Annotated in this window: 23 protein-coding genes; 8 read left to right on the forward strand and 15 right to left on the reverse strand. The window is 26.0% G+C overall.

Annotation, left to right across the window (positions count from 1 at the left end; all coding sequences use genetic code 11):
- Window positions 1-55 precede the first annotated feature (55 nt).
- The 7 genes from KGF39_RS08300 (at window position 56) to KGF39_RS08330 (ending at window position 3,728) form a co-directional block, all read left to right on the forward strand.
- A complete protein-coding gene (locus tag KGF39_RS08300; RefSeq protein WP_227821926.1) occupies window positions 56-226 on the forward strand; it encodes a hypothetical protein in 171 nt (56 codons plus the stop codon).
- 67 nt (window positions 227-293) lie between these two features.
- On the forward strand, window positions 294-1,121 hold the full coding sequence (locus KGF39_RS08305; protein ID WP_227821927.1) for an N-acetylmuramoyl-L-alanine amidase: 828 nt from the start codon (window positions 294-296) through the stop codon (window positions 1,119-1,121).
- A 12-nt stretch (window positions 1,122-1,133) separates the two neighbouring features.
- The gene (locus KGF39_RS08310; protein WP_021377024.1) at window positions 1,134-1,385 is read left to right on the forward strand and encodes a phage holin family protein; all 252 of its coding nucleotides are present in this window, start codon (window positions 1,134-1,136) and stop codon (window positions 1,383-1,385) included.
- On the forward strand, window positions 1,386-1,697 hold the full coding sequence (locus KGF39_RS08315) for a hypothetical protein (RefSeq protein WP_021402226.1): 312 nt from the start codon (window positions 1,386-1,388) through the stop codon (window positions 1,695-1,697).
- 24 nt (window positions 1,698-1,721) lie between these two features.
- Window positions 1,722-2,666, forward strand: a complete 945-nt coding sequence (locus KGF39_RS08320) for a site-specific integrase (protein ID WP_227821928.1) — start codon at window positions 1,722-1,724, stop codon at window positions 2,664-2,666.
- A gap of 259 nt (window positions 2,667-2,925) precedes the next feature.
- Window positions 2,926-3,276, forward strand: a complete 351-nt coding sequence (locus tag KGF39_RS08325) for a helix-turn-helix domain-containing protein (RefSeq protein ID WP_227821929.1) — start codon at window positions 2,926-2,928, stop codon at window positions 3,274-3,276.
- Window positions 3,277-3,413: 137 nt separating this feature from the next.
- Window positions 3,414-3,728, forward strand: coding sequence for a BlaI/MecI/CopY family transcriptional regulator (locus KGF39_RS08330; protein WP_227821930.1), 315 nt, complete (start codon window positions 3,414-3,416; stop codon window positions 3,726-3,728).
- 110 nt (window positions 3,729-3,838) lie between these two features.
- On the opposite strand, the gene KGF39_RS08335 is transcribed toward KGF39_RS08330, so the two are convergent.
- Together KGF39_RS08335 and KGF39_RS19880 are read right to left on the reverse strand one after the other, a co-directional pair.
- Window positions 3,839-4,216 carry a BlaI/MecI/CopY family transcriptional regulator gene (locus KGF39_RS08335; protein ID WP_227821931.1) on the reverse strand — a complete coding sequence of 126 codons (378 nt, stop codon included), beginning with the start codon at window positions 4,214-4,216 and terminating at the stop codon, window positions 3,839-3,841.
- Window positions 4,217-4,422: 206 nt separating this feature from the next.
- Window positions 4,423-4,557: a hypothetical protein gene (locus KGF39_RS19880; RefSeq protein WP_255643269.1), complete on the reverse strand. Its 135-nt coding sequence runs from the start codon at window positions 4,555-4,557 to the stop codon at window positions 4,423-4,425.
- Window positions 4,558-4,728: 171 nt separating this feature from the next.
- On the opposite strand from KGF39_RS19880, the gene KGF39_RS08340 reads away from it, so the two are divergent.
- Entirely contained in the window at window positions 4,729-5,310 is a 582-nt protein-coding gene (locus KGF39_RS08340; protein WP_227821932.1) for a hypothetical protein, read from the forward strand.
- Between the two features lie 248 nt (window positions 5,311-5,558).
- On the opposite strand, the gene KGF39_RS08345 is transcribed toward KGF39_RS08340, so the two are convergent.
- The 13 genes from KGF39_RS08345 to KGF39_RS08405 all read right to left on the reverse strand — a co-directional run bounded on the left by KGF39_RS08345 (window position 5,559) and on the right by KGF39_RS08405 (window position 13,522).
- The gene (locus KGF39_RS08345) at window positions 5,559-6,671 is read right to left on the reverse strand and encodes a tyrosine-type recombinase/integrase (RefSeq protein ID WP_227821933.1); all 1,113 of its coding nucleotides are present in this window, start codon (window positions 6,669-6,671) and stop codon (window positions 5,559-5,561) included.
- Between the two features lie 287 nt (window positions 6,672-6,958).
- Complete coding sequence (locus KGF39_RS08350; RefSeq protein ID WP_227821934.1) at window positions 6,959-7,678, reverse strand: nuclease-related domain-containing protein; 720 nt, start codon at window positions 7,676-7,678, stop codon at window positions 6,959-6,961.
- Window positions 7,679-7,826: 148 nt separating this feature from the next.
- Window positions 7,827-8,486, reverse strand: coding sequence for a hypothetical protein (locus KGF39_RS08355; RefSeq protein ID WP_227821935.1), 660 nt, complete (start codon window positions 8,484-8,486; stop codon window positions 7,827-7,829).
- Between the two features lie 8 nt (window positions 8,487-8,494).
- Complete coding sequence (locus KGF39_RS08360; protein ID WP_227821936.1) at window positions 8,495-9,025, reverse strand: deoxyuridine 5'-triphosphate nucleotidohydrolase; 531 nt, start codon at window positions 9,023-9,025, stop codon at window positions 8,495-8,497.
- 23 nt (window positions 9,026-9,048) lie between these two features.
- A complete protein-coding gene (locus KGF39_RS08365; RefSeq protein WP_074124387.1) occupies window positions 9,049-9,543 on the reverse strand; it encodes a crossover junction endodeoxyribonuclease RuvC in 495 nt (164 codons plus the stop codon).
- A complete protein-coding gene (locus KGF39_RS08370) occupies window positions 9,534-10,106 on the reverse strand; it encodes a guanylate kinase (protein ID WP_227821937.1) in 573 nt (190 codons plus the stop codon). Before KGF39_RS08370 ends, KGF39_RS08365 begins: the two co-directional genes overlap by 10 nt.
- A 14-nt stretch (window positions 10,107-10,120) precedes the next feature.
- On the reverse strand, window positions 10,121-10,483 hold the full coding sequence (locus KGF39_RS08375) for a hypothetical protein (RefSeq protein ID WP_227821938.1): 363 nt from the start codon (window positions 10,481-10,483) through the stop codon (window positions 10,121-10,123).
- A 34-nt stretch (window positions 10,484-10,517) separates the two neighbouring features.
- A complete protein-coding gene (locus KGF39_RS08380; RefSeq protein WP_227821939.1) occupies window positions 10,518-10,877 on the reverse strand; it encodes a hypothetical protein in 360 nt (119 codons plus the stop codon).
- Window positions 10,861-11,115 (reverse strand): hypothetical protein, encoded by a 255-nt coding sequence (locus KGF39_RS08385; protein ID WP_227821940.1) that lies wholly within the window; start codon window positions 11,113-11,115, stop codon window positions 10,861-10,863. The genes KGF39_RS08380 and KGF39_RS08385 overlap by 17 nt, the downstream gene beginning before the upstream one ends.
- The gene (gene yyaC / locus KGF39_RS08390; RefSeq protein WP_227821941.1) at window positions 11,112-11,639 is read right to left on the reverse strand and encodes a spore protease YyaC; all 528 of its coding nucleotides are present in this window, start codon (window positions 11,637-11,639) and stop codon (window positions 11,112-11,114) included. Before yyaC ends, KGF39_RS08385 begins: the two co-directional genes overlap by 4 nt.
- Window positions 11,640-11,649: 10 nt before the next feature.
- Window positions 11,650-12,294 carry a metallophosphoesterase family protein gene (locus KGF39_RS08395; protein ID WP_227821942.1) on the reverse strand — a complete coding sequence of 215 codons (645 nt, stop codon included), beginning with the start codon at window positions 12,292-12,294 and terminating at the stop codon, window positions 11,650-11,652.
- A 41-nt stretch (window positions 12,295-12,335) separates the two neighbouring features.
- Window positions 12,336-12,779 (reverse strand): hypothetical protein, encoded by a 444-nt coding sequence (locus KGF39_RS08400; protein ID WP_227821943.1) that lies wholly within the window; start codon window positions 12,777-12,779, stop codon window positions 12,336-12,338.
- Between the two features lie 23 nt (window positions 12,780-12,802).
- Entirely contained in the window at window positions 12,803-13,522 is a 720-nt protein-coding gene (locus KGF39_RS08405; RefSeq protein ID WP_227821944.1) for a hypothetical protein, read from the reverse strand.
- Window positions 13,523-13,528 lie beyond the last annotated feature (6 nt).

The following is a 13,528-nucleotide window of genomic DNA, read 5'->3' on the forward strand; positions in this document are numbered from 1 at the left end:
TTAGAACTTAACACAAATAATGTGTTATAAAATTATAAAAAATGGAGGGAACAACATGTATAATATTTTAAAAAGAATGATTGAACAAAAGAATTTTATTACTAAAGAAGAGTTACAAACTAAATTAGATGTATTCTATGCTATGAACAGAATAAAGGAAAATGAATATACAGAGTTAACAAATTTATTGAATAAAGAAGAAATACCAGTAGAGCCAATTATTTAAGAAGGTTCTTTTTTTATGGCAATTTTAGAGGATTGATTAATTTCAATTCTCTTTTTAATTAAAAGGAGTGGTAATTTTGAATATAAAAACATTAACTGCCCATGCAGGACACAACCCAGATGGTAGAATAGGTTCTGGAGCAGTAGGGAATATAAAAGAATCTACAGAAGCAAGAAATGTACTAAAAGAGTTAATACCTTTAGCCCAAAAAGAATGTAAAGTTTATGATACTACATGTAATAATGGAACTTCTCAAAGTGACATATTGAATAAAATTATAGCTAAATGTAATTCATATAATACAGATTTAAATGTAAGTATCCATTTTAACTCAGGTGGTGGTCGAGGTGTAGAAGTTTTAGTATATAATTTAAATGACAAAGAAACTGTTGAAATAGCATCAAGAATATGTAAAAAAATAACTGAAACTTATCATGCAAAAGGTGATAAAGATTTTAAAAATCGTGGAGTTAAAGAAAAGAAAACTCTAGCATTTTTAAGAAGAACGAAGGCAAAGTCAATTTTAGTTGAGTGCTGTTTTGTAGACACATCTGACACTAAAAAATATAATGCTAAAGATATGGCCATAGATATTTACGAAGGAATATTTAATAAGTCTATAAATAACACACCACAAGAAGTAAAAAAGAATAAATATACAATAGTTTATGAGGGTGAAGTAGATAAAGTTATAGCCCAATTAATGGCCATGAACTATAAAATTAATGAAGTTTATGTATGTGAGTTAAAAAATTATGTTCCTGGACATTGTGAAAACCTATATGTAATAGGTGGAGCATCTAGCAAAATTAAAACTAGTGAGAGATTTACTAAGCTACAAGGTAGTGATAGATGGGATACTTTACATAAAGTATTGAATTTTATAAAAAAATAGGAGATGATAATTATGGATATAATGCAATTTATACCTGAAAATTTAATAATGTTAATAGGTGGGCTTTACATATTAGGAACATTTATAAAAGAATCTAATATTAAAAATAAATACATACCTTTTATATTGTTAGTTATAGCAATGATAAGCAGTTGTTTATTTATGAAAGAACTGTCAATAGAAGCTGTCTTTGAAGGTATTTTATGTTGGGGTGCATCTATAGGAATAAATCAAATACAAGTACAAAACAGAAAGGATAAGTAAATGTTATCAAAGGAAATAATTGAGCTATTAAGCCAGTATGGATTTACAGCTATATTATTAACTTTGCTAATGATATGGCTTGGAAAATATTTAGAAAAGAATAGACAACTAGAACAAGATGATAGAAAAAAGGAAAGAGCTTATTTTTCAAGAGAAATTAAAGAACAGAGAACTTTATTTGGTAATACAATAGATAAGTTTGATGATAAATTAGATAAATTTGCTGAAGCATTAAATACTAATAACAGCAGACTTGAAAGAGTTGAAACAGACATAACAAAGATTAAAGATAAATTAGAGACTAGAGATTAATTTCTCTAGTCTTTTTATAAGGAAGTGAAGTATTTGGCAAAACAACGTAGTAAAAGAATAAGTATAAATGGAGAACCAAATCCAGAGAATGTTAAATTATGGAGGCAATACAAAAGAGCAAAACAAATAGCTGGGAAAAGTGAAAAAACAATATATAATTATGAATGTGATATAATGCAATTTTTTAAGTTTTTAAATATAGAATGTTTTGATGCACTATTGACAGATATAAATGAAGAAGAAATAGAAGCTTATATAGGTTATTGCATGGAACAGGGAAACAATGAGAAAAGAATTAGACGTAGAATAAGTTCTATTTCTTCTTTACTATCATTTTTAAAGAAGAAGAGGAAAATTACTGACAATTGGTGCGAAATGATAGAAAGACCAGGAACAGGCGAAGAAGTTCAGAAAAGAACTTTTTTAACTGAAGAACAGTTAAGCAAATTAAAAGAAAAGCTTTCAGAGCAAGACAACTTACAGTTAGAAGTTTATATAAATTTAGGATTAGCTACAATGGCTAGAAGTAATGAGATAAGTCAATTTAGATGGGACAATATAGATTTAGATAATAGATGGATTCATGGTATTACAGCTAAAGGTGGAGTTTCAAGAGATTTTAGATTTTCAGAAGAAGTCCAGCATCTATTAATAGAATGGAAGGATTATTTATCTCAAAATAATATAGATTATCCATATATATTCTTTACAAGATATGGAGGCAAATACAATCAAGTCAATTCAAATGTCTTAAGTTCATGGGTTAAAAAAGCTTTCAGGTTAATTGGTATAGAAGGTGGATATAATCATGACCTTAGACATAGTATGTCTAATCTTTTAAAAGACAGAGGAGTTCCAATAACTACAGTTTCAAAATTGCTTGGCCACAGTGGGGTTGATGTAACTATAAATCACTACACAATAGAAAATAAAAATAAATTAGCTGAGGAATATGATAAGTTTATGTAAATTGAAAGGAAGTGATATAATGGCATGTAAAGGCCGTAAAAAAGGTAAGAAAAAGAGATAGATAATAAGCCCTCTAGGGATTACTCTTAATTGAGTTTTCTTTAGAGGGCTTTATTTTTTTGTCTACAATAGCTCTTTGTTTAATATACTTGTATAACATATATTTAATAATATTATATGTTATATAAGTATATTTTTGACATGTATAACATATTATTAAGATAAATAAACTAATATAATCTAATAAGGAATGATAAAAATGTTAGAAGATGAAATATATAATATAATTGGTAAAAGAATAAGAAATTATAGAAGAAAAGCAGGGTATAATCAAAATACACTAGCAAAAAAAGCTGGTTTATTTCCTGCTTATATTGGTCAAATTGAAAGAGGTGAAAGTAAAGCATCACTTCGTTCAATTTTTAAAATTGCAAATGCATTAGAAATACCTTTAGAAATTTTATTTGAAAATATTATACAGAATGAAAATGATGTTGAAACTCTTTCGTCTGAAGCCTATGAGTTAATTGATAGCTTAACAGTAAAAGAACAAAAAGCGATAATTAGATTGATAAAAGAAATAATTGAGTATCGAAAATTTGAAGAATAGAAATTTAATAAAGAAGATGTCTTAAGATTGAGGCATCTTCTTTTACTTTATGTTAATATATACTTATAACATATATTTTATTATTTTAATGTCTATATATGTTTCTATTCTAATTGCAGAAAGGAATGTACTTATCTATGCTAAAAATACCACAAGCTGAATTTAAAATTATGAAGTTTATTTGGAGTAAGAATGACATAGTAACATCAAAAGAAGTCATAGAAGCTATGGAGCTTAGATGTAGCTGGAAAGCAACAACTACATTAACTCTTCTTTCGAGATTAGTTAATAAACGTTTCTTAAGTTCTGAAAGAATAAGAAGAATTACACACTATACAATACTTATAACAAAAAAAGACTATAAAGTGTTTGAAACAAAAAGATTTCTAGAAGAAGTACATTCTAATTCTGTAGAAAGTCTAATGAGTTCTTTAAAAGATATTTTAACATAGAAAAAGCTTATCTAATTAAAACTAAAACACACTTATTTTGTATTTGTATAAAAGTGTGTTTTAGTTTATTATTCTCTAAATAGATTTTTAAGGAATAGTATATATTATCTTTATTCATCTTCTTCCCAGTTTTTTACCCATTCTTCCAATGAAGTTATTTTTTCATTTGTTAATTCTTCTTGAAACAATGATGCTAAAAGGCTTTTTATAGAGTTAGAACCTAGAAGTTCATGTATTTTTTTTGATACAAATTCAGAATACTCATCTTCTCTAATTGCAATTGTATAATATGTACATTTGCTTGTTTCCTGAACATATAGAAATCTTTTATTTGATAACTTAGACAAAGTCTTTAATGCTGTTTTTTCTGACCGGCTATATTTTTCTTTCATATAATTAACAACATCATATGATTTTACTTTTGTATCTAAATCCCATATAAATTTCATTACAGTTAATTCTGATTTTGATAATCTTCTTAAATACATAATTATCTCCCCAATCATTCGTTTGTTTAACTAAATATTACAGCAATAATTTCATACAATCAAATCCAATTTATTCCAAATAATTAGAGCAACAATTAAACAGGTATTTACAAAATTTTGTTTTAATATTCTTAATTTGTGGTATAATAAAAGCAAGGAAACATATTTTACTTAACTTTCGAGCGATGTTTCCAAACTAAATTAGTTTATTTGGATTTTCTTTGGAACTTAATATTAAGTTCCCAGTCACTCTTAGTTGGTCGCTCAGAGTGGCTTTTTAACTTATCGTAGATATAACTAGCTATAACACCAGCTATAATACTTATCATTAGATTTTCCATAGTTTTTCACCTCCTTTCACAAGAAAGTGAGGAAAATTTTCTATGGAAACACCACTCATAGCTTTTTCAAATATTATTCCTTGCTATATTTATTATAGCATAAACACTGGAAATATATAGATACAATAAGTATAGAAAATAAATATACTTTTAAAGAAAGGAAAAATTAGTATGAAATTAAAAATGATAGATAATGCAATTGATTCGCTTAAATTAGTGAAAGAATATTTTTATGACTACACTACAGGCAGTAAGCATAAGAAAGATAATACGAATTTAGAATTGACTATTATATTTTTACATAACTCTATTGAATTGCTACTTAAATCAATACTTATAAATGAAAATGGGTTATTAATATACGGAGATTTATCTAAAAATAAACTTGATGATGGTACTGAAATGAGAAAATCATATAACGATACCCTATCATTATATGAAGTTTTAATAAAAAAAGAAGAAATTACAAACTTAATAACTACTTATTGTAGTATATTTGATGTTGATAAAAGAATTCAAATAGTACTTACTGATTTAGTAAAACTAAGAAATACTGTAGTTTGTCTTAATATAGATGAGTCAGATAATTTTGAACATATTTTAATCACTATTTATGAAAGCATAAATATAATTCTTGATGTTTTATGTGAAGACTTGAAGAAAATTAATAATTATTTTGAATATGATGATGTTAAAGATATACTAGAGCCACTTGTAGAATCTTATAATAATATTTTCGCTCCAATTCAATGATTTTTTAAAAATAAATAGTATAACTTTTGAAGTTTATAAAAATTTCTACCCTGAATTTTAACAATTTGATTCAACAAATAGTATACTTTAATATTTCTTTTTATAGCTTCACTCAAGTAATCTTATAATAAAATGAGTGAAGCTATAAAAAGACGCTCTGTATGCCATTCTAAGGCGTTATAAAATTTTCCCTTTACGTTTATACCTTTAATTTTTATTATTAATTTTATATTTATTGATAATAATTATTAATTGACCTTGAATAAATTTTCAGATATTCTATCTGAAGCTTCTTTATCCATTTCCTTAAGTACATGTGAATATACATTAAGTGTGGTATTAATATTTGAATGTCCTACTCTTTCAGATATAACTTTTATAGGTACTTTAGAATTTATAAGTAAAGTAACATGTGAATGTCTTAAGTCGTGAAATCTAATATGAGGTAAATCATTATTCTCTAAGAATTTTCTAAATTTCTTACTCATTACATCTTCAGCAATTGGATTTCCTTTTCTATCAAAGAATAGTAAGTTATGTTCATTTCTAATAATACTTCTTAATAATTTTTTATTCTGCTCCAGCTTATAATCTTTTAGTAAATTCATAAGCTCTATTGGTGCAAATATTTTTCTAATCGAACTTTCTGTCTTAGGCTCTTTAAGTGTAACAGAGCCATCTAATCTGCTTGTTATCTTACTTATAGTTATTGTATTCTCATCAAAATCAATATTATCCCAAGTTAATCCTAGAACTTCTGAAAGTCTCAAGCCTAGACCTGTAGCCAGACTGATAGGTAATTCCATGTTCGTATTCTTGGCCAATTCTAATAATTTTAGCATCTGTTCTTTATCATAAATTTCATTTTTAAACTTTTTAACTCTTGGACTTTCTATACCGTCTATAATATTTTCTTTTATTAACTTAATTCTATATGCTCTCTTGATGGCAAGTCTCAATACATTTATATGTACTTTAATTGTTTGAGGATTTAGGTTACCAGCTAAATCATCTATATAATTCTGTATATGAATATTTCTCAACTCTTGAAGACGATATCTCCCAATAGAAGGATTAATATGATTCTTACAAATAGCAATGTAGCTTTTATATGTAGATGCAGAAATATTATCTTTATATTTTTCAAGGAAGTCTAATAAAAATTCAGACAGTGTGATTTCATTTGGAACAAGAAAACTATCTTTATATATACTGTCCTTAACTTCAGCCAATCTTTTGTTGGCATCTCTTTTTTTATCAAAAGCTCCCATATTCTTTTGTTTTCTTTTTCCTGATTCATCATCTCTAAATTCTAAGTACACTACATAATTTTTATTTCTTTTTCTTATAAAAGCGTTCATAGTTACCCTCCTATCAAAATTCATATATTTATTATACCATACAGAGGAGGCAAAAAATAGTCATTTTAGCTGACTTTCAACTGACTTTTTTAATTATTTTATTTATATAATTATTGAAATTACTTAATTATAAAGAAATAAGACATAGAATACATAATTCTATGTCTTATACTAGCAATTTATTATTTTTTTATATTTTGCGTTTTAAGCAATCAAATTTCTGAATAGGATTAACTATAAGCATTAATTTTTACAAAGCCTTAAAATGGAATTTAAGAGGTCGTTTTTTATTTTCTAGTGTATTTACATTTTGGATACTGACTACATCCCCAAAATTCACCATACTGACCTTTTCTTTTAATCAAATGTCCAATTTGACATCTAGGACATTTATCCTCTTCAGTAATATTTTTTAAATTTCTAACATGCTCTCTAGTATTTTGATTAGTGGTTTTCATACAATCAAAAATTTTATCTCTAATATTTTTTATTTCCTCTTTATCAATGGTCATGTCTTTGTATCTACTTATTGTACTTAATATTTCACTTTCATTTATAACTCTAATATTATTTCCATTTATCATTATATTTTTTAGAGTAGCTTTATCTGAAAAAACAATTATTGAATATATATTATATTTATTTCCTATTATATTTTCTATTGCTTTAATATGAGCATAGTTTTGCCTTACTGGATTATAGAATGTATTTTTAGTTTTTCCTACAATTTGAGTCCATACTTTATCTTTATCATTTCCATAAATATAGCCACTAAAATTTTTACATTCTATAACAAATATTCCATACATAGAAATCACAATACTATCAATTTGTGTAGTCTTATTTGAGCCTGGTACAATAATGTCTTTAATTATTATGTAATCTTTGCCTAATCTGCTAAGTATAAAATCTAATCTAAGTTCTCCAAATCCACCTTTTACTTGTATCTTAGTATCCTTAATAATATTATTAACTTCTTTTACAGTTTTACTAACCTCTTCTGACATAAATACCTTTTCAAATATCTCCTTAAACATCCTCACCATCTACCTTTCGACATATATTTTAATTATAGCATCTAATACAATATGAAGTAGATGAAATATTCGACATAAATAAAAAAGCCACCTAAATTAATAGATGACTTAATCAGTTTTATGCTACTTTTTCAATGTATTTTTCATTAACAACATACATTTTAAACTTATGAACAACCATAATATCTTGCATATTTTCCAATGTCATTACAACTCTAACACATTTATTTCTAATTTCTTCTGGTAACTCTAAACTATTTGTCAAATTAACATAATCATCATATTTAAACATATTAGCACCTCCAAAATTAGTATTGAGGATATTATATCTCTTTATTTGATTTTCTTCAACAGCAAATTTCTCTCCAGTTTTAACATTTTCTAAACAATATAATTTTTCATAAGTATAATCATGATAATAATTAATTTTTTCTATTAGTTTACATGTTTTTTTGCTCAATTCATCACATATCTTTTCTAATATATCACAAGAACTATATAGATTACTCACTTCTTCACCAAATATACACTTATTGCAAGTTTTGTCCTCACATTCAAATCTAATGTCATTCACTTCTTTTAGTATTTCAATTTGTTTATCAAATTCAATATTTGAATGTGATAGCTTAAGAGATTTTCTTGTTTCTTCTAGCCACCAACATAATGTTTTTTCTATTTTATTTGTAACTATACTTTTATTTAATATACAATCATTACATTTTAGATTGCAGTTTCTAGTAGATTTCAATACATCTATCACATCTTTAATAGTATACATATAGCCTCCTATCTTATACCAGTGCTTCCAAATCCATTATCTCCTCTTTCAGAGCTAGTCAATTCATCTACAACTTTTAAAATAGCTCTTGGAACTTGTTGAAATACACCTTGTGCAAGTTTAGTATGTTTAGGAATTAGAATTTCAAAGTCTTCTTCATTATATGTAATTATTTTAATTTCACCTCTATATCCTGAATCCACTGTACCTAACCTTACAGTTGGATATACTCTAGTTAAAAAATCTTCCTTCCATGCAAATTCCTCTTTTTCTATTTCTCTACTAACAAGACTTGTAACTTTAAATAGTTTCTTCCAAGCACCCAAACCATTTAAGCTTATACCACTTCTAGGTCTGACTTGCATTTCATATCCATATGGAATTTCTAATGCTATACCTGTAGGTATTGCTACTGTTGATTTAGCTGGAATTAATGTATCTTTCAGTGTATATAAATCTATTCCACTATCACCTTCTTTTGCATAAGATGGTACTATTGCATCTTGGTTTAATTTTTTTACTTTAACATTTATACTCATTAATTTAATCTCCCTTTTTAAAATTATTTATTAGTATTAAGTTTGTTTAAATAAGCTATCCCAAGTGCTATAGCATCATATATATCACTTGTTTTAGCCTTACAAGTCCTATCAATATATTCTCCAATATCAATAATGTTTTCTCTTACATATGCAGCTACTTCTTCCTTTTTAGCTTTACCATTATTCATGAGATATTTTCTAATAGAAACTGGATACATATATTCAATCTCTATATTATTTAATTTTACAGTCCTCATTATTGCCCCTAAGAGTTTTCTTAAACTAAGAATTGTTTTAGAATTTCTTGAAGTGAATTGGTCTTCAACTAAGACTATTTGAATATTATGAGTTGTAATTATCTCTTGAATTGTATTACAGATATAGCACATTCTCTCATCTTCAGACTTGAATTTATCTTTTTTAGTTACTATTTTTCCATATTTTAATACCTTTTTATTTCTATTTATAACTGCCCATCCAGTTGAGGACATGGATATATCTAGGGCTAATACCATTCAATCCCTTCTTTCATATGTATTTTGACTTGCTCCACTGCATTAATTAGATTAGTGTTGTTTGGTATTGCAATATAACTTTCATTATTTAGAAAATCATTAAATTTAAGTTTATCATCTGCTAATCTTCTCTCTATTTCTTTAGCATTATCACCCCTATTAATAAGTCTTTTTCTTAATGTATTCTCATCTGTATTTATAAAAAATGGTATTAACTTAGTTTTTGTTCCCATAAAATATTTTTCTAACGCCTTATATCCACATGCATCTACTATAGCCAAAGCATATTTTTTATTCTCTAATTCAGATTTATGTATACCATATAGCCAAGTACTGCCATCATGAACTATATATTTTCTCATTTCTATAAAATTATTTTTTTCTTTCTTAAAGAATTTATTGTCTACAAAATGATATGTTTTATTGATGATTTCTGATTGGCCACGAGGAGGTCTTGTTGTATGTGATATTAGAATTGGAATATTGAATTGCTTTGAGATTTCTGTTACTATACTATCTTTACCTGAACCTGAATATCCTAAAAATACAAATATCTTATTCATTATATTTCCCCTAATTAACCGAATTTTGGATTGTAGCCAGATGGGTCAAAGATTCTTTCTTCTTCTTTACCTTTATTTGATTCAAATACATTAGGATTATCAATAATCACTTGATGAAGCCCTTTAGCTAATACATCTACTAAATATTCCTCATCTTCACTCTCTATACATCTATCTCTAAATATACAGTGAAATAACTCATGTAAAAATGTAGCTTCTTTTACTCGTTCTGATTGTAAATTATTAGATAATTTAATCGTTTCAGTTCCATAATCTGCTAATCCATAACATAATTGATTGTTTACTAGAATAGGTTCTTCTGTCTCTTCTATTTTATAGGATAAACCTCCTACTTTTACTTGTTTTGGTATATTCATTTAAACACTCTCCAATCTTATTAAAAATTACATTTTATTGTGATTCATACTTTTTAAAACCCTTGTTTTGCTGGATTTCAATACTATTTTCTTTAATTATTTCTTTATATAATTCATTAGATATTGTGGCGTTTATTTCAATGCTTTTTTCTACTAACGTTTTATTAAAATTATTAATAAAATTATTCGTAATATCAAAACCAGCCAACATAAATGAAAAGAATATTCCTATTGCCATTATAATATCTAATAGATATTCTTCCACACATGACGGACTAGAATAAAAGCCTATATCTGTATTCCTTCCAAAATATAAACTGTACCCTAAGTTAAAAATCAAGAAAAATATCATTAAATACAATGCTCTATACTTACTATTAATTATCTTTTTCATTTTCACCACTCACCTTTTTTATATCTATTAAATCCCATGCATAGATTGTTTTTTCTGTTGCACTATATTTTTCACTTGTATCTAGTTGGATAAATTGCTCATCTACATTTTTTAATCTTCCCTTACAAAATTGTTCTTTTATATCTTCCATAGTTTTATATTTTACATTTATAATGTCTCCTGTATGTAATATGTCTCCATTTTGTAATAACACTTCTTGTCTGACTTCTTGTATCATACAATCATCCTTTCTTCTTTTTCTAATAATATAGATATTAGAGATTCCGATATAACATCAGCTAAATCAAGTATAAGTTCAGGGTCTGAAATATCATATATATCATATCCATTTCTACCTATAACTCCAACTATTGAATAATCTCCAACACATTGTAAATTTTTATGAACTCCTAAACCTGGCTTAACAGGCTCATTTCTAACTACAATTGTTCCTTTATCTGAAACTTTACTTATACAAGCATCAATGGCTATTATATTTGAATTTGGATAATTGTTTTTTATTGCTTGTATTTTTTGTTCTAAATTTAAAGCATGTATTGTATCTCCAAGCACTCCAAATATTTGATTTTTAATGGCAGACCTTTCTAATATACTTCCAATCATAGGAGCTAATGAGTCAGCTAAAACTCTATCAGTACCTATACATACTATTAAAGTATCCTCATTTACAATATCCCTTAGTACTTCTGATATTTTTGATACAGCATTTAGATTGTTGTAACTGATTTTTAATATGTCCATATAACACCTCTTAAATATAAAACTCTTTCATATCATCTAATCTTAAACAAGCCAATTTACCGTTATCGAAACATGCTCCACAGTCTATATCTATTAGTCCTTCTTGTTTATATATTTTAGCCTTTTCATAATCTTTAATGTTTTGAGTTGGTGTATGACCAATAATAATTGTGTATCCTTTTATATGTTTATTAGTATTTAATATTGTTCTGTCCCATACACAAAAGTCTTCTTCTTGTAACTCAATTATTTGTTCTATATTGAGATTCTCATAGTTATTTGGAAGGTATAGTCCAGCATGAACCAATATAAAATTATCTACTATTTCTAAATATGGAAGATTCTTAATATATTTATAAAAACTTTCTTCATATTCAAATTTTTTATTTTTTAGTTTATAAAAAGTATCATCTCCTCCATTATAAAACCAAAGATATCTATTATTAGTATCTCTCCAGCTTTCCTGAAACATTAACTCATGATTACCTTTAAGAAGTGTTATATTTTTGTGATTTCTTATATAATCTATAATTTCTAAAGATTTGTCTCCTCTATCTAATACATCTCCTAAAATATACAAATGGTCATTTGAATTGAAATTGATTTGCTCTAACATTGAAATAAATTTATCATACATACCATGTAGGTCACTCATTACATATTTAATAATTACCACCTCCTATTAAAACTAACTTTTTAATCTAAATAGCTAACATCTAAAATACAGTCACCAACTATTTCAAAAGCACATAATATTTGTTTACCATAATCAGATAGCCATGACCCCCAAATACTACTACCATGTTCTAACAACCCATATGAATTTAAAGCATTTAATATAAATTCTTGTATCAAATTATTTTTACTACCAATTATTCCACAAACATTATTAAACTCTATTTCAAATATGTAACATCTTTCTGTGTATTCTAAATTACATTTTTTTTCTTTATTTTGTATTGCAGTCAATACTCCTTTTATCATAAAAGATATATCTTCAGGAGAACCACAACCACAAAAGTCCATTATTTCATATCTTAGATGTAATATCATTTTACTTGCTATTTTTTTTAATTGATAATTATCATATATATTCATTTCTTTTAACTTAATCAAATCTATCTTATTTATTTTGTCCACATTATCTCCCTTCTTTTTATATGTTACTTTCTTATATCTTTCATAAGCAAATATATTATCATATCTTTAGATAAATTTTCTTTTGAATATGCTATTGCTTTATTTAAGATTTCTAATATTTCACAATAATTACGACATTCATCAAATAATAATTGAGAAAATGTGTCTGAAAATCTAATCTTTTTCATTTGATTCATAAACATTCTATGATAATATTCTTGTTCTCCTAATTTATATAAGGCATACCATTTAAGTTTAGAGTTTACTTCGGGGAAAATCATTTGTATATGTACTTTTAATTCATCAAAAGTCAACTCTTCTAAAAATACTATTTTTTTAGCAACTATTTTATCTATTTTATGACCAAATGAAAAATAACTTGGAGGAGAACTCATTGTTCCATAGTTATTTTTATCAACTTTTTTAACTAGAGCCTTTACTTTAAAAAATCTATTGCTAAAATTCAAACCATAGTATTGAAATACATCAGCTAAATCTAAACATAAATGGAATCCACAATTACATATACTAATATCATCACCATTTATACTATAAGTTTTATTTAGTTCATATTGAAAATCTCTACATTTCATATTTTCATCTGTACCTTTATATCCTTCAACCCAAACCCACTCATCATCTTCTTTCTTCTTTTTCTCTTTTTTTAACTCTATTTGTAATTTCTCAACATCTAATAATTTTATTTCCTTTTCTTTAGCATATCTTTTATTGAAGATATTCAATATAAT

The organism is Clostridioides sp. ZZV14-6345, from assembly GCF_020657775.1.
Lineage (GTDB): Bacteria > Bacillota > Clostridia > Peptostreptococcales > Peptostreptococcaceae > Clostridioides > Clostridioides difficile_D.